General features: G+C 64.0%; 14 protein-coding genes and 1 pseudogene. 10 read left to right on the top strand and 5 right to left on the bottom strand.

The window, feature by feature from the left end; all coding sequences use genetic code 11:
• Positions 1-16: 16 nt before the first annotated feature.
• Positions 17-1042, bottom strand: coding sequence for an ABC transporter substrate-binding protein (locus tag ACSQ89_RS30095; protein WP_436296684.1), 1026 nt, complete (start codon positions 1040-1042; stop codon positions 17-19).
• 160 nt (positions 1043-1202) lie between these two features.
• On the opposite strand from ACSQ89_RS30095, the gene ACSQ89_RS30090 reads away from it, so the two are divergent.
• On the top strand, positions 1203-1844 hold the full coding sequence (locus ACSQ89_RS30090) for a MarR family winged helix-turn-helix transcriptional regulator (RefSeq protein WP_436296683.1): 642 nt from the start codon (positions 1203-1205) through the stop codon (positions 1842-1844).
• Positions 1845-2161: 317 nt separating this feature from the next.
• Here the strand turns inward: ACSQ89_RS30090 and ACSQ89_RS30085 are convergent.
• A pseudogene (locus tag ACSQ89_RS30085) lies at positions 2162-2561 on the bottom strand (transposase); the annotation flags it as partial.
• Positions 2562-2830: 269 nt separating this feature from the next.
• Positions 2831-3565: a GntR family transcriptional regulator gene (locus tag ACSQ89_RS30080; RefSeq protein WP_436296682.1), complete on the bottom strand. Its 735-nt coding sequence runs from the start codon at positions 3563-3565 to the stop codon at positions 2831-2833.
• Positions 3566-3664: 99 nt separating this feature from the next.
• On the opposite strand from ACSQ89_RS30080, the gene ACSQ89_RS30075 reads away from it, so the two are divergent.
• From ACSQ89_RS30075 to ACSQ89_RS30055, 5 genes are all read left to right on the top strand, one after another.
• Positions 3665-4639: a Bug family tripartite tricarboxylate transporter substrate binding protein gene (locus ACSQ89_RS30075; protein ID WP_436296681.1), complete on the top strand. Its 975-nt coding sequence runs from the start codon at positions 3665-3667 to the stop codon at positions 4637-4639.
• A 2-nt stretch (positions 4640-4641) separates the two neighbouring features.
• Positions 4642-5808, top strand: coding sequence for an enolase C-terminal domain-like protein (locus ACSQ89_RS30070; protein ID WP_436296680.1), 1167 nt, complete (start codon positions 4642-4644; stop codon positions 5806-5808).
• 10 nt (positions 5809-5818) lie between these two features.
• The gene (locus ACSQ89_RS30065) at positions 5819-6226 is read left to right on the top strand and encodes a hypothetical protein (protein WP_436296679.1); all 408 of its coding nucleotides are present in this window, start codon (positions 5819-5821) and stop codon (positions 6224-6226) included.
• Positions 6227-6256: 30 nt separating this feature from the next.
• Positions 6257-6835, top strand: a complete 579-nt coding sequence (locus ACSQ89_RS30060; RefSeq protein ID WP_436296678.1) for a hypothetical protein — start codon at positions 6257-6259, stop codon at positions 6833-6835.
• 272 nt (positions 6836-7107) lie between these two features.
• Positions 7108-8124: an IS110 family transposase gene (locus ACSQ89_RS30055; RefSeq protein WP_436296677.1), complete on the top strand. Its 1017-nt coding sequence runs from the start codon at positions 7108-7110 to the stop codon at positions 8122-8124.
• A gap of 283 nt (positions 8125-8407) precedes the next feature.
• Here ACSQ89_RS30055 and ACSQ89_RS30050 read toward each other — a convergent pair whose 3' ends face one another.
• Positions 8408-10147 carry a GMC oxidoreductase gene (locus ACSQ89_RS30050; RefSeq protein WP_436296676.1) on the bottom strand — a complete coding sequence of 580 codons (1740 nt, stop codon included), beginning with the start codon at positions 10145-10147 and terminating at the stop codon, positions 8408-8410.
• Positions 10148-10284: 137 nt separating this feature from the next.
• Positions 10285-11247: a LysR family transcriptional regulator gene (locus ACSQ89_RS30045; RefSeq protein WP_436296675.1), complete on the bottom strand. Its 963-nt coding sequence runs from the start codon at positions 11245-11247 to the stop codon at positions 10285-10287.
• A gap of 104 nt (positions 11248-11351) precedes the next feature.
• On the opposite strand from ACSQ89_RS30045, the gene ACSQ89_RS30040 reads away from it, so the two are divergent.
• Genes ACSQ89_RS30040 through ACSQ89_RS30025 form a run of 4 tightly spaced genes read left to right on the top strand, consistent with a single transcriptional unit; the run spans position 11352 to position 15345 of the window.
• A complete protein-coding gene (locus ACSQ89_RS30040) occupies positions 11352-12020 on the top strand; it encodes an RraA family protein (protein WP_436296674.1) in 669 nt (222 codons plus the stop codon).
• On the top strand, positions 12020-13423 hold the full coding sequence (locus tag ACSQ89_RS30035; RefSeq protein WP_436296673.1) for an amidase: 1404 nt from the start codon (positions 12020-12022) through the stop codon (positions 13421-13423). The genes ACSQ89_RS30040 and ACSQ89_RS30035 overlap by 1 nt, the downstream gene beginning before the upstream one ends.
• A gap of 39 nt (positions 13424-13462) precedes the next feature.
• Positions 13463-14422, top strand: coding sequence for a Bug family tripartite tricarboxylate transporter substrate binding protein (locus tag ACSQ89_RS30030; protein WP_436296672.1), 960 nt, complete (start codon positions 13463-13465; stop codon positions 14420-14422).
• A 2-nt stretch (positions 14423-14424) separates the two neighbouring features.
• Complete coding sequence (locus ACSQ89_RS30025; protein ID WP_436296671.1) at positions 14425-15345, top strand: dihydrodipicolinate synthase family protein; 921 nt, start codon at positions 14425-14427, stop codon at positions 15343-15345.
• The last annotated feature ends 17 nt before the right edge of the window (positions 15346-15362 follow it).

Genomic DNA, 15362 nt, shown 5'->3' with positions numbered 1-15362 from the left:
CCGAAGGGGCGAACGATCAGCGGGCGACTTCGCGCTGCCAGCGCTTGGTCCAGTCCGGCAGCGACTTCGCCACGGCCTCGGGCTCGGGCAGCCAGAGGTTGTCGAAGGTCTCCTTGTAGGGAACGATCTTCGCGGCCTTGTCGCTGAGCTTGACCTGCGTGTTGACCGGGCCCGCGTACTTGCGTTCCGCGAAGCAGGTCTGGCCTTCCTTCGAGAGAACCTCGTCGATGTACTTGAGCGCGAGCGCCGGCGACTTGGTGCCCCTCGGAATCACCAGCGCGGGCAGGATGCCCACCGCGCCTTCCTTCGGATAGACGATGGCCAGCGGCAGGCCTTTGTCGATGGCCGAGCCGGCGCGGTCGGGGTACCACACGGCGGCGGCGATTTCCTGACGCTCGAACAGCGAGACGATCTGGTCGGCCTGCGTGTAGAGCGTGACCGAGGACTTGGCGATCGGCTTGATGGCGGCGAAGCCCGGGTCCATGTTGGCGAGCGTGCCGCCCTTCATGCGGTTGAGCGCCATGAGGAACTGCGAGCCCGAGGTGCCGCTGATGTCGCCGATCGCGAGGCGGCCGTCGTACTCGGGCTTCGCGAGGTCGGCCCACGACGTGGGCGGCGTCTTGATCTGCTTGGTGTCGTACACGATGACGGTGGCGCCGGTCATGAAGACGACGTATTGGCCGTCCTTGTCGAGGGCGCGCGGCGACACCTCGGCCGCGTGCGTGAGCTTGCTCTTGTCGATGGTCTCCAGCAGCTTCTCGTTCTTCAGCTGGGTCGCGAGTGAGTTGTCGATGTAGACCACGTCGAAGTCCGACTTGCCGCCGGTCGCCCGGATCGCGGCCGCGAACTGCGAGGAGCTGCCCAGCTTGAGCGCGACCTTGGCACCGGTCTTCTTCTCGAAGGAAGCGATGTGGCAGGTCTTGGAGTCTTCGGCGAAGGAGCCGCCGAAGATGCCGACGACCAGATCTTCGGCCTGCGCGGCGCCGCACAGTAAGGCAGCCACGAGGCCGGAGACAAGACAGCGCGAGAACGTGGGTTTCATCGAGAGCTCCTGTGAATCAGAGGACCGAAAGGCTGCAATGGAATTCACTTTATCTTTCATGAAAGATAAAGGCAAGGCATTTAAGATAGGTGCGAACCCGCGCCGCGGCGTTGCACCAGAATGGCAGCGTATCGTCTTCACTTTCCATGAAAAGTACGTCATGCCGCACAAGATAGAAGCGTCGAACCGACGTCCGCCCCAAGGCGATGCAAGGCTTCTCGACGATGCCACCGACCTGCACCCGCCGGCCCGCGAGGCGCCCGCGGAAGGCGGCGACCTGGTCGAGCGCGGCATCCGGCAGTGGCGGCGCGAGCGGCCCGACATCGACAGCAGCGGCAAGGCCGTGGTCGGCCGACTGCTGCGGCTCGAGGAAGTCGTGCTGCGCACGCTCAACCTCGTGCTGGAGCCCTTTGGCCTGAAGTACCAGGAGTACGCGGTGCTCGCCACGCTGCGGGTGGCGGGCGCGCCTTATCGGCTTTCGCCTTCGCGCTTGCAGAGCACACTGCTCTTTACCTCGGGAGGGTTGTCGAACCTGCTGAAGCGGCTCGAGAAGGAAGGCTGGATCAAGCGCTCGATCGACCCGAACGACGGGCGCGGCGTGCTGGTCAAGCTCACGGTCAAGGGCATTCGGCTGGCTGACGAGGCGATGCCGCGGCATGCAGCGGCCGAGCTGCACCTGCTGCGCATGTTCGATGCCCCTCAGCGCGGTGTGCTGTCGGACCTGCTGAGCCAGATGATGACCGGCAATGCGCCGGAGCTGGGGCCCGAGCCGGGCGAGGCACTGCGTAAGCCGCGCGACTGAATTGGCCTCCGGGCCGCGGGATGCCCTCGTGCTCACGCACAAACAGTTCCGTCCAGACAGGAGCGGAACGCGCGCTGCTCGGCGACATCAGAACAGTGAGCGGCCTCATTCGAAGGCGAGTTCGATTCTTGATCGTGACAAGAACTCCGACGAAACTGCATCGAAGCCAACCGAAGCAGCCGAGTGACCCGCGGGCTACATGCGATCGAGAAGACCAACACGCACGGCCGCCATTTCCTTGGTCAGTTTGCTATTGACCACAATGGTGTCGCGCACTGGAATCAAACGGATAGGGTGCTCAAGCCCGTCGCATGGGGACTCACTGGCTTGGCCATGTAATACGCCGCGCTGCGGCTGATGCTCACGAGCTCGGCTTGGCGCTTGAGCGGCAAGTGATGGCCTCGGTCAATCATCGCTTTGCGCTCAGCATGCCGGCCTGGATGAGCGCGCCTCCTGAAAAATCGTTCTCCAGCGCCAGTCGGCCGATCTTGGCGTGAAACGCCTTCAGGTCAACCGCCGGCTCTGCGGCATGCGGCTTACCGCCAAAGACGTCAACCGCCCGGCTGAGCAACTGGTTCTTCCAGTCGGTGATCTGGTTGGGATGCACATCCGCTGCTGCGCCAATTCGGCCAGGGTCTTGTTGCTTCGCACAGCAGCCAACGCCACTTTGGCTTTGAAGGCCGCTGAGTGCGTGCGGCGGGGTCTTCTGCTCTGCAAGCCGTAGGTCAGATACTGGGGCTTTGCAGTACGCCCGCGGCGAGACAGGCAAGGCCTTGCCTGCTCTGGCTTTGCCTGAACTGAACCCGGAACTGTGGTGTGCATCGACGGCGCTATTGATGTGCGCGTCGCGGCGATGCAAGGGTAGCTCGGCGGCGCCTTCGTCATGTTGGTGACCTCGAAGCCGGCTGCCTGCAAGCTGTAGGCAGATACGGTGTGAGCGCTCCTCGATCCATTCGGCGACGGATGAAGCTGCACATTTTGGACTCCTAGCTATGCTGCCGTTTCAGCCGTGATTTGCTGACCAGGCGATCACCCGGGTGCACCGTGATAGTCGCCTCAACCAGATCATTGGCGTGGTCGAGGTAGCGGCGCACGATCTTGAGCGCGGGCGATCCCGCCGGGGCGTGGAGGGGAATCTCGAGTTCCGGAGGCATCGCGATCGCCTGAACGGTCTGCTCCACTTCGGCGATGCGGCGGCCGTAGTGGTTTTCGATCAGGGTGCTGATCAGCGCGCGCGGCGACTTTTTCAATAGCTTCGGGATGTCGGCGTAGGCCGCCGCCACATACACGCGAGAGACGCCGATCGGCCGCTGGACGTCTTCATCCACACCGAGCCGAAGCATGTCCATGCGCACCCAGCGGCTGCCGGCGGCGCAGCCGATCTCCTGCGACAGCACAGCATCGGCCACCACAGTCTCGGTCTTCTGAACCATGCGCGCCTGATGGGCGGCCATCTGGGTGAGGTCTTCCAACGAAGCCAGCGACTGGCTGTAGCCGGTCGAGGTGGAGGCCGCCTCGACGCGGGTGCCGACGCGTTTGCGGCGTGACACCAGACCCATCGATTGCAACTCCGCCAAAGCCGCGCGGATCGTCGGCCGGCTGGCGCCATGCAGCTCGCACAGCGCCAATTCGGTGGGCAGCAGGCTGCCGACCGGATAGCGCCCCGAACTGATGCCGTCGGCGAGAGATCGTGCCACTTGGCTGTAGAGAGTGTTGCTCATCGAGCAGGCAGTTTAGCGGTCGTTTGATAGAAAAGTAATGACATATTAATATGTCATGACATATTCGATTTGTGTTCACAAACTTCTGGAGACCTGTTCATGACCTTACGTCGCACTCTCGTCCAATCCCTTGTTGCGTTGGCCTTTGCGCCCGCGCTGGCCTGGGCCCAAGCGGATGGCTATCCCACCAAGACGGTCACCGTGGTGGTGCCGTTCACTGCCGGCCAGTCGGGCGACATCCTGGCCCGCATCCTTGCCGACGGCCTGGGGAAGAAGTGGGGCGTGGGCGTGGTGGTGGACAACAAGCCGGGAGCGGGCGGTGCGCTCGGCAGCCAGATCGTGATGCGGGCTCCGGCCGATGGCTACACGCTGCTGCTGAGTTCGAGCGGGCCGATCGCGATTGCGCCGCACCTCAAGAACGTGGGCTACGACCCGCGCAAGGACTTCACGCCGATCATGAACGTGGCCGGCGTCTCGCAGGCGCTGGTCGTGCCGGCCAACTCCAAATACAAGACGGTGAAGGACCTGATCGCGGGCGCAAAGGCCGCGCCCGGCAAGCTGAACTACGGCTCCGGCGGCAGTGGCTCCACGCAGCACCTGACGATGGAGCTCTTCAAACAGCGCTCGGGCGCGGACCTGCAGCACATTCCGTACAAGGGTTCGGCCCCTGCCTACACGGACATGCTCGGCGGCCAGCTCGATGCGCTGTTCGATTCGCTGCCCGGCGCCATGCCCTTTGCGAAGTCGAACCAGGTGCGCATCCTCGCGGTTTCCACCATGAAGCGCGACACGGCCTTGCCCGATGTGCCGACGCTGAATGAAAGCGGCTTGGCCGGCTTCGACGTGCTGGGCTGGCTCGGCGTGGTGGCGCCGGCCGGTTTGAGCCCGGCGATCCGCAACAGGATCAACGATGACCTGAAGGCCGTGCTGGCGACCGAGGCGGTCCAGCAGAACATGGCGAAGATCGGCATGCAGACGGTCGGCGGCAGCCCGGACGACTTCGGCAAATACATCGCGAGCGAGTACACGCGCTGGGGCAACGTGATCAAGACCGGCGGCATCAAGGCAGACTGAACATGAAGATCACCGACATCCGCGAACTCACGGTCCAACTCGAAGGCGACATCGCCAACTCCCTTGTCAGCTTCGCAGAGCACACCGTATCGCTCGTGGCCGTGTTCACCGACGTGGTTCGCAACGGCAAGCCGGTCATCGGCTTCGCCTTCGACTCGATCGGCCGTTTCGCGCAAGGCGGCATCCTGCGGGACCGCGTCATTCCCCGTGTGCTGGCCGCGGCGCCCGAATCGCTGCTGGCCAGCGATGGCCGGCACTTCGACGCGGCCAGGGTGATGGCCACCGCCATGCGCAACGAAAAGCCCGGCGGCCACGGCGACCGCGCGGCTGCCGTCGGCGCGATCGAACTCGCGGTCTGGGACTTGAATGCCAAGCTCGACGACGAGCCGGCGTACGTGAACATCGCCCGCGCCTACGGCCGGCCGACGGCGGCACGCAGCGTGGATGTGTACGCCGCCGGCGGCTACTACTACGAGCCGGGGCGGGGCAAGACGCTGTCCGATGAACTGAACGCCTACCGGGCCATGGGCTTCTCGGCCTTCAAGATCAAGGTCGGCGGCGCGCCGCTGGCTGATGACCTGAAGCGCATCGAAGAAGCGCTGGCGATCGCCGGGGACGGGAGCAGACTCTCAGTGGATGCCAATGGCCGTTTCGACATCCAGACCGCGCTGGCCTACGCCGAGGTCATTGCACCTTACAGGCTGCGCTGGTTCGAAGAGATCGGCGACCCGCTCGACTTCGCGCTCAATGCCGAAGTGGCACAGGCTTACGACCGGCCGATCGCCACCGGAGAAAACCTGTTCTCGCTGGCCGACACGAAGAACCTGTTGAACTTCGGCGGCATGCGCCCCGGGCGGGACATCTTCCAGATGGACGCCGGCCTGAGTTACGGCCTGACCGAATATGTGCGGATGATCGAGCTGCTCGAATCACGCGGGTTCGATCGCGCGCAGGCCTATCCTCATGGCGGTCACCTCATCAACCTGCACATCGCGGTCGGTCTGGGACTGGGCGGTTGCGAGGCCTACCCCGGCGTGTTCCAGCCTTTCGGCGGCTACCCGGGCGAATGCGCGCTGGGCGGCAGCAGCGTGCAGCCCAGCGATGCGCCTGGCTTCGGACTGGAGCAGAAGAAGGAGTTGAAAGGGTTGCTGGCAGACTTGGCGGCGTAGCGGGCATCCCATGCCGGCGGGACTGGGTTGGCACCCATGCCATCCTCTGGTGCAGGGCGCCGGGCCGGAGCACCTTTCGTTTGCCGCCAGGCACCGGGGCGACCCGGATGCGCAAGGCCGCGTGCTGCACTGCGCGCAGGCGCCTGTCTACCGAATGAACCCGGGGGAGACTGCTGCGTTCTGCGGCTGGGCGGGCGAACTGGTGCTGCGGGTGGGTCCCGAAGTCAGCATCCGCGTTGCGGGCGAAGACCGACACCACCTGGTCTTGCATCGGCCACGGCAAGGCGCTTACCTGTGCGTCGCGCCCGTCACGGTGCTGCCTGGCCGACTGGGCGATGAAGGCCTGCTGCCCGCGGCCGTGCTCGAGCCAGGCGAATCGCAGCGCGCCAGCTGGTCCTGCGCGGCGCTGCCGCGCTGACAATCCTCTGTTTGCTGAAGTCGACACACCATGGCCACGTCTACACTTCTCATTGCAGGCAAAGAGCGTTCACCGTATCGGCTGGCGGAATCCCTGCACATCTACGATGGTGACGCCCTGGTGGGAACCATCGAGGCAGCGATCTCAAAGGATGGACACGAGCTTCGCCTCGATCGCTTCACCCCCTCGCCCATTTCAACCCGGAACAGGGGAGTGCCCAGGAAGCTCGTGCTCGTGGAGGTGCTCACGTTCCTGGCCGAGCAGTTCGAGACGGTGGCGACGATCAGGCTCACCTTGAATACGCCCTTCGAAGGGCGGCACGACGCCCTGAAAGTCGCGAGTGCCCGTGCGCAGATGCTGGGTCGCATATCTGCCGAGCACATCCAGATCATCCCCAACCTTTCGCCCTCGGGCAGGGGCGACTTCACGGTGGAGGCGATCTGGAAGCGCTGCCCGCAAAGCCTCGGGGCGCTCAGGGAAGCGCTTCACCATGAGCGCGCTTCCCACGAGGCTCGAAGGATGTCGGCAGGTTCGGTCAAAGACCGCCTTGCAAGACTCGGCGCACGTATCAAGCGTCTGCTCTCAGGGTCGCCGGAAGACATCCATTGACGCAAGCGTGGGCCATTCACGCCATACTCCGCGTCGCCGAGAGAAATCAGGACCTGGTTCAAATCGCCGGCCGCCGCTTCATGGCGGCGCGATTGCGCCCGTCGCGAGAGCCATTGCCGCCGCTGCGATCTTGCGTGTCAGCACCAGTCCGGTAAGCGAATGAAAGGGCCTTCCCCGTCCCGATTAAGCCGCTGCGAGTTGCGGCTGCCGGCAACTGAGTGCCACGATGGGGTTGCGAACCTGCCATCTACTCACTCGGAAAGGGGAAGCCCGTGACTATTTTGTACGTTGGTATCGATCTCGCCAAGTCTGTTTTTGCCGTTCACGGCGTCAACGAAGCCGGCAAGCCCGAGTTCGTATCGCCCAAGGTGGCGCGCGCCAAGTTGCTGGAGTTGATCGCGTCACTGCCGCCCTGCGTGATCGGCATGGAGGCATGCTCCGGTGCACACCATTGGGCGCGCCTTTTCATAGTCCATGGTCACACGGTGCGCCTCATGGCACCCAAGTTCGTCAGCCCGTATCGTCTCTCCGGAAGGCGTGGCAAGAATGACGCCGCCGATGCAGCAGCGATCTGCGAAGCGGTGCAACGCCCGAACATGCGTTTCGTGCCCGTCAAGAGCCTGGAGCAGCAATCGCAACTGAGCGTGCATCGCGTGCGCCAAGGATTCATCGAGCAGCGCACGGCAACCATCAATCGGATCCGCGGGCTGCTCAGTGAGTTCGGTGTCGTGCTGCCGCTGAGGGCATCGACCGTGCGCAGCCAAGCCATGGCGTGCCTGGAGGATCTGCCCGGATGGAGCAACATGGTCATCGGCGATCTGCTCAGCGAGTTGATGCGCTTGGACGAACGGATCGCGCTCTACGACCAACACATCGCGCAGATGGCGCGCGAAGATACCCGCGCCCAGCAGCTCATGCGCCTGCGCGGGGTCGGCCAAACCACCGCTACCGCGTTGCTGGCAACGATTGGCAACGGGCATGAGTTCAAGTGTGGTCGCCAGTTTGCGGCCTGGCTCGGCTTGGTGCCCAGCCAGTACAGCTCGGGAGGCAAGGCACGCCTGGGCCACATCACGAAGGCGGGGGATTCGTACATTCGATCGCTGCTGGTCCTGGGCGCGCGATCGGTGCTCAATGGTGCCCAGAACAAAACGGACGGGCTCAGCCGATGGGCCGCGGCGCTGGCCGAGCGTCGCGGCTACTGGCGAGCGATCGTGGCCATCGCCGCCAAGAACGCACGCATGGCCTGGGCCGTAATGTCGCGAGGAGAGCAATTCACGATGCCGGCATGACCTTGGATCGGCAACCCAACCCACTGAAACCAGAGGAATTGCACGACTGATTTCTACCGATTTCTACCGCCGCTTGACGGCCTGAAGTGATGAAGCAAGGTAAGACCTGCGCGGAGAGTGCCTGATCAATTGACGGAGGAGGCCAACGCCATCCTCGATAAGCGAATGAGGTCTCCGCGCGCGTCTCTCATCAGGGTCCGCAGCCATCGTGTGCTGCAGCATGACCGTTTGTAGTTCAGCCAGTCCGCACCTTGTCTCGTCCATCATGCTGCTCGTTCGAGCGTCATGCCTTCGATCCTCCGAACCGATGACTGCTCACATGCGCAGCCGCCGACATCGGGCGTTGCTTGCATTTGCGGGAAGCCCTTGTAGTTGGATTGACCGAACCTACCGAAGGAAAGAGAGCCTGGTCGGCACAGAACGCGTTGGCTATATGGTGAAACCGTCCATTGGTATCGGTCACGGAGTCTGCTGGCGAGGAGCCCATCCAAAGCGTGCCGGCCTCGTGGTAGGTCGTGCCCAGGCCATCTCGCACCCTGCTAACCACTTGGATGTTGGCAGGGTCGTCGCCAGCCAGGCGGTTAGCCAGTGCCAGGATCGCTTCGTCCATTGCATCGGCCAGCTCGTCCTCGACCGAAGTCGTTGTCAGATGCACATACGCACGAGGCCTGCCGAACTCATCGGTCTCGAAAGGGCTCAAATTGATCCATCGACCGTCGGGGTTGAGGACGCCTTGCTGCTTCTCGCCGAAATGCTGCGAAACGCCGCGAAATCCCAAGGTGATCCAGCCGCTTCGCTGCGAGGCGAGCATTTGCTGGAGCTGATCGATGTCGGGGATCATCGAAAAGAGCATCGCGTCCGCATTCCCGCCAGGATCGGCCGAGGCGGTGATCTGAATGTGAAAACGGCCCAGCGGTGTCGAGCCGCGCACCAGAAGCGCGGCAGCTTGAAGTTCACTGGGCAGAGACAACGTCGTGTCCAACGCTTCGCGCTTGATGCGGACGAAGATGTTGGATCGCCAGTGAGCCATCAGGTTCCGGCCCATCAACTCTTGCGATGGATCTGTCGGGCTGGTCGGAAACGACGTCAGGGCCAACCGCGTTGATTCAATCGTTCCAAGGGCAAGTACCACGGCACATCCAGAGCGCACCGGGATTGATCTGGGGATTCCCGCAACGTTGACATTGATGGCAGAGACGGCACCGTCGGTAACGCTCAAGTCAGTCACGTGGGCATTGGGCACGATGAACAGGCGCCGTGCGGAATCAGGTTCGCGGGCGGCTTCTCGCACGGCCTCGATGAGACTGGTCACGCTGCTGTACTTGTCGAAACTGAACAATCCCGACGCCGGCGATTGGCCCTGAACGGCCAGCGGTGGATCTTCCACGACGTCAAGGTTCAGCCCCGGGGTGGTGCCGACGATCGCGGAGAGACGTGCCTTGAGCAGTTCGAAGAGGTCTCCCTGAATGAAGTCGGTCCGGACGTCGACACCGGTCTGCTGTTCGAGAAGCGAGTAGTTCTGCCGCAGGTAGCTGACGACAGAAGCAGGCCAGTCCGCCAGATCATCGTCGAGCAGGCGCGGACACCAGCCTCCCCAATACAAGGACTTGCCTCCGATGCAATAGGCCTGGCCGACAAAATCGGTATTCCCTCGCCACGGGATTCCCCATACCAATTCCCTGGCGACGCCTGGATCCGCTGAAGGCGCGAGCGCTCTGGGAACATTGAATCCAATGTTGGGAAGATTCTGAATGTGCATGGGCAGCAGAAACGCTCCCGCATCGAGAACAAGCACCTTCAGGCGCGCGGCCTGGCCCCAGCGGAACAATCTATCGGCACAGTAGCTCCCGAACATACCTGCCCCAACCACGATGGCGTCGAATTCGCGAGATCCTGACCCGGTCGCCTCGTCCCAGGTGCTGCACACGTATCGGCCTAGCGCATCCAGCCCAAGCGTTGTGCGCTGTACGTCAGGCGATGGCTCGATCGGCTGGCCAGAATCGGTCAGATGATTGAGTGGCATTGGGTTGAACTCCGAGGATCGCCGCCGGAGTGCGCCTTCTCGGTTGCGCCGGCAACGCGTGATCCTTGGTCAAGGTACTGCAACCCAGCCGATTTGTCACGCGGACCTGGGCCTCTGCGCCTGGGCATTGGTTCGACTCATGCGCGAGCCCCCCGCTCGCGGTTCGCGGAGGTGGCGGCCCGCGCGTCCGGTTCGGCCACTTTCATGAAGAACCGCTCTCTTTCCAGCGCCGTTCTCGCAACCTCGATGACCGCCGCGATGCCGGGGCCCCGCTCTTCGTCCAGATAAGACACGTAGTACGGCGTCGGGGGCAGCGGCGGCTTTGCCGGCAGCACTCTCAGTTCACCCGAGAGCAACTGCTCGCGCAATACAGCGACCGGCAATACAGCGATCGCGTGGCCGGCTCTCACGAGGCGCAGCATCAGCGAAAGCGAATTGCAGGAGTTGACGCCGTCAAAATCGAAGCCGCCGCTTCTCAGCCATTTCTGCACGACGCCGTTGAGCGTGGACGGCGGCGAGTTGGTGACGATGGGCAGTTCAGCCGCATGCGCGGGCAGAAACTCGCCGGTGGGGATGTCCAGGTCGCGCGAGGCCAGCCACTGAAACTCCACCCACCCAATCAGTTCGTCGATCACGTGGGAGCCGGCGCCGAAGTTCGTGTGGAACGCGATGTCGAGTTGCCGTTTTCGCAGCTTTTCGGTCAACACGGTTCCAACCTCGATGCTGAGTTCGACGATCAGTTTCGGGTGACGCAGCTTGAGCTGAGTGAGGATCTCGGTGAGTCCCACCATGGCGGCGGATTCGTCGGACCCCAGGCGAAGCAGGCCCTCCAGAGGAGGCGCCCCTCCGCCCAGCCGCTCGAAGTCCTGGCTCGCGCTCAAGACCCGCTCCGCGTGACTCAATGCGTTCCGGCCCGCGACCGTGAGTTCGACGCGCTGCTGCCTGCGCGAAAACAACTCCATCTTCAGCACAGCCTCCAGCTCCTTGATCCGCGCCGAAATGGCCGGTTGGCTGAAGTGCAAGTGATGCGCTGCGCCATGGATGGTCCCGAGCTTGGCCGTCCAGTAGAAAGCTTCGATTTGGCGGAGCGTGACTTTCATGATCACAAAATCTTATCAAGTCTCGTCCAGATAACTGAGTTTTCTTTCAAGTCCTCCTGGGATAACTTCAGCCACCGCTTGCTTTTTCGATGCTCTGAAACTCTATGTACGTCCTCAATCCCCCGCCGACGCCGATCGACAGCGCTCTTCTGGAACTGCTCGTGCAAGCAGAGCCGGCCGTCATCGGCCACTTCCGCCACACCGGCTTCATGAGCCCCTCGATTCGCGCCCACTTTCAGGACCGGCGTGTTGCGGGAACGGCCGTCACGATCCGCGTGCCCGGCATGGACGGCGCGATGGTTCACTACGCAATCGGGCAAGCGCGCCCGGGCGATTTCCTGGTGGTGGATCGCTGCGGCGACATGGCCATCGCAGCGATGGGCGGTGCGGTCGCCTATGCCGCCAGGGCCGCAGGGGTCGCCGGCATCATCGTGGACGGGCTCGTGACCGATCTCGGTGAATTGCGCCAGTACGGCGTGCCCGTCTGGTCGCGCGGAACCTCCGCGGTCACGACCAAGACGCTCGGATTGGGCGGCGAGTTCTGCATCCCGGTGAGCTGCGGCGGCGTAGCGGTCAATCCGGGCGATGCCATCCTCGCCGACGAGAACGGCATCCTGGTGCTCGCCCCGGCCGACATCCGCGAAGCGGCGACCCGCGCGATCCAGATGAGCAAGGACGAAAAGCTCACGCTCGCGCGCGTGGATGCGGGTGAGAAGTATCCCGACATTCTCGGCACCACGAAGGTCATCATGGACAGGATGGGGCAGCGCTGATGATGAAGGTGCCCACTCGACCAGCCATTCCGCTCGACAACGTCGTCGCCCTGTCGGGCGCGTTGCGTCGCAGCGAGTTGACGTCCGTCGAGATCGTCTCGGCGTCCCTCGCGCGCATTCGCGCGCAGGATGAATGGCTTCACGCCTTCACGGCCATCTACGAAGAGGAAGCACTGGCCGCCGCGGATGCCGCAGACCGGATGATGCGGGCCGGCTGCTGGCTCGGCCCCTTGCATGGCATCCCGGTTGCGGTGAAGGACCTCATCGACATCGCTGGCAAGGTGACCACCGGCGGCTCGCCGCTTTTCGCCGGCCGCCGTGCCCAACGGTCTGCGCGGATCGTGGAACGCCTGCATGCCGCGGGCGCGATCATCGTCGGCAAGACGCACATGGTCCAGTTCGCGTTGGGCGCGTGGGGCACCAACGAACACATGGGCACGCCGCGCAACCCGTGGGATCACAAGACGCATCGCACGCCCGGAGGCTCGAGCAGCGGCTCGGCCGTGGCGGTGGCCGCCGGCCTGGTGCCCTTGTCCATCGGCACCGACACCGGTGGATCGGTGCGCGTGCCGGCTTCCTTCTGCGGCATTACCGGCCTGAAGGCGACCGCCGGCCGCATCGACACCGCGGGCGTGCTGCCCCTGAGCACGACGCTGGACAGCATTGGCGTCTTCGCCCGTTCGGCCGCCGACGCCGCATTGCTGTATGCAGTGCTGGCCGATGACGCCAGCGTTGCTGCAGAGGAGCCCGCGCGCGAGAAGGGCGGCGCCTTCGCCGGACTGCGCGTCGGCCGCCTCGCCGAGACCGATCTCGACGGCGTGGCGCCCGACATCCGTGCGGCCTACGAGGCAGCGCTCGATGTGTTCCATCGCGGCGGCGCGCAGCTCACCGTCGTCGAGATGCCCCGCTCGCTGGACACGTTCGCACAGACAGCCAGTGCGATCATGCTGTCCGAAGGCGCGGTCGACTACGGCGAACTCACTGCCGACCCAGCCGCGCCGGTCGACAGTTCGGTGCGGCCGCGCCTCGCGGCCGGAATGCGTGTCAGCGCGGTGCAATACGTCCGTGCCATGCGTCAGCGCACCGCGTGGAAGCAGGAGTTTGCGACCTTGCTGTCGCGGGTCGACGCACTGGTGACGCCCACGACGCTGTCCACCGCGATCCCGATCGATGAGGTCGATCACGACCAGGCGCCGGTGCGCTACACGCGACTACTGAACCTGCTGGACATGTGCGGTGTCTCGCTGCCCGCGGGAGTCGACCGCCAGGGGCTTCCCATCGGCATTCAGATCGGGGCGCTGGAAGGTCGCGACGCGCAGCTGATCGCCATCGCGACCCGCTTTCAAGACAGCACCGATTTTCATCTGCGCGCACCCGCCTTGCGCGACGCGGCTAACGATTGAAAGCCACCGTCTCCAATGTTTTTTCTCGAAGGACATCGCATGCTCAACCGACTCCGCGTATTCATTCTGGCCCTGGCATGGTCCAGCGCCAGCGCCTTTGCTCAAGGCTATCCCAGCAAGCCCATCCGTCTGGTCGTCCCGTTTCCCGCGGGCGGCAGCGTGGACATGGTGGCGCGGCTGGTGGGCAAGAAGCTGAGCGAGAGCATGAGCCAGCCGGTTCTCGTCGACAACCGCGCCGGCGCCTCGGGGAACATCGGCATGGACTACGTCGCCAAGTCGACGCCCGACGGCTACACCTTGTTGATGGCGAGCGCCGCGTTGACTGCCAACGTGCATCTCTACGCCAAGATTCCCTTCGATCCGATCAAGGACTTCGCGCCGATCATCCGCGTTGCGGACCAGCCCAACGTGCTGGTCGTAAATCCTTCCCTTGGCGTGAAGAATGTGCAGGAGCTGATCGCCCTTGCCAAGTCGAAGCCAGGCAAGCTGACCTTCGGTTCGGCCGGTCTGGGAGCGGCGCAGCAGATCGCCGCCGAGGTCTTCATGATGAAGACCGGCACCAGCATGATGCACGTCCCCTACAAGGGCGGCGCGCCGGCACTGGCAGATCTGGTCGGCGGGCAGATCGACATGATGTTCGAAACTTCCCCGACGGCGGTCCCGTTCGTGACGTCGGGGAAACTCGTCGGCCTGGCCGTGACGACTTCGAAACGGGTGAGCACGTTGCCTCAGCTTCCCACCATCAGCGAAGCCGGGGTGCCGGGCTACGAGGCTTACACCTGGCTTGGTGTGGTCGCACCCGCCGGCACGCCGCCCGAGGTGATTGCGCGGCTCAATGCGGAGGTCAAGAAGGCCATGACACCGGATTTCCGTGCGCAGCTCACGGAGATCAACCTGATTCCAGTGGGAGACACGGCCGAAGGCTTCGCGGCCTACATCCGGAACGACTCGGCCAACTACGCCAAGATCGTCAAGGAAGCCAAGATCACGCCGCAGTGATCATGACAACCCAACTGCGCGGCGTTCTCGCACCTGTACTGACGCCATTCAAACCCAGCCTGGAGCCGGACAGCGAGCGCTTCGTCGCCCACTGCCGCTGGCTGCTGGAGAACAGCGCTGCGCTGGCCATCTTCGGCACCAATTCGGAAGCCGCATCGATCTCCGTCCCGGAACGGATCGCGCTCACCGATGCCTTGCTCGAGGCCGGCATCCCCGCCTCCAAACTGATGCCGGGCACGGGTGCCTGCTCGCTGGTCGACGCGGTCGCCTTGACGCGCCATGCCGTCGCGAACAGCGCAGCAGGTGTGCTCATGCTGCCGCCGTTCTTTTTCAAGGGTGTTTCCGACGACGGGCTTTTCGCCTACTACTCGGAGGTCATCGAGCGTGTCGGCGATGAACGCCTGGCCGTCTACCTGTACCACATCCCCCAGATGTCGTACGCGCCGATCACGCTCGGTCTTATCGAACGATTGCTCAAGCGCTATCCGACCGTCGTCGCCGGCGCCAAGGACTCGTCGGGCGACTGGAATAATTCGAAGGCAATGATCGAGACTTTCGCGGGGGGCGGATTCGACGTGTTCCCCGCCAGCGAGGCGTTTCTTTCCAAAGCCCTTCCGATCGGCGGCGCAGGCTGCATCAGCGCCACGGTCAACATGAATCCGTCGGGCATCCATGCGCTCTACCAGGCGTGGAACGGCCCAGACGGCCAGTCCCTGCAGGCGCGAGCCGACACCATCCGGAAGATCTTCCAGGCGGTTCCCATGATCCCCGCCATGAAGCAGGTGGTCTCGGTGTTTTCGACCGCGCCCAGCTGGCGCATCGTCCGCCCGCCGCTGACCGGGTTGAGCGACGACGCCGCCAACGGCGTGCTCCATCAACTGCAAGCCGCGGGATTCGAAATGCCCGGCTATCCGGCTTGCTGAGGCCGCCCTCCCTGTTT

This window comes from Variovorax sp. LjRoot175, from assembly GCF_964253805.1.
Lineage (GTDB): Bacteria > Pseudomonadota > Gammaproteobacteria > Burkholderiales > Burkholderiaceae_C > Variovorax.
Note: the sequence above shows the minus strand (reverse complement) of the source record. Positions and strands in the feature narration are given on the sequence as shown.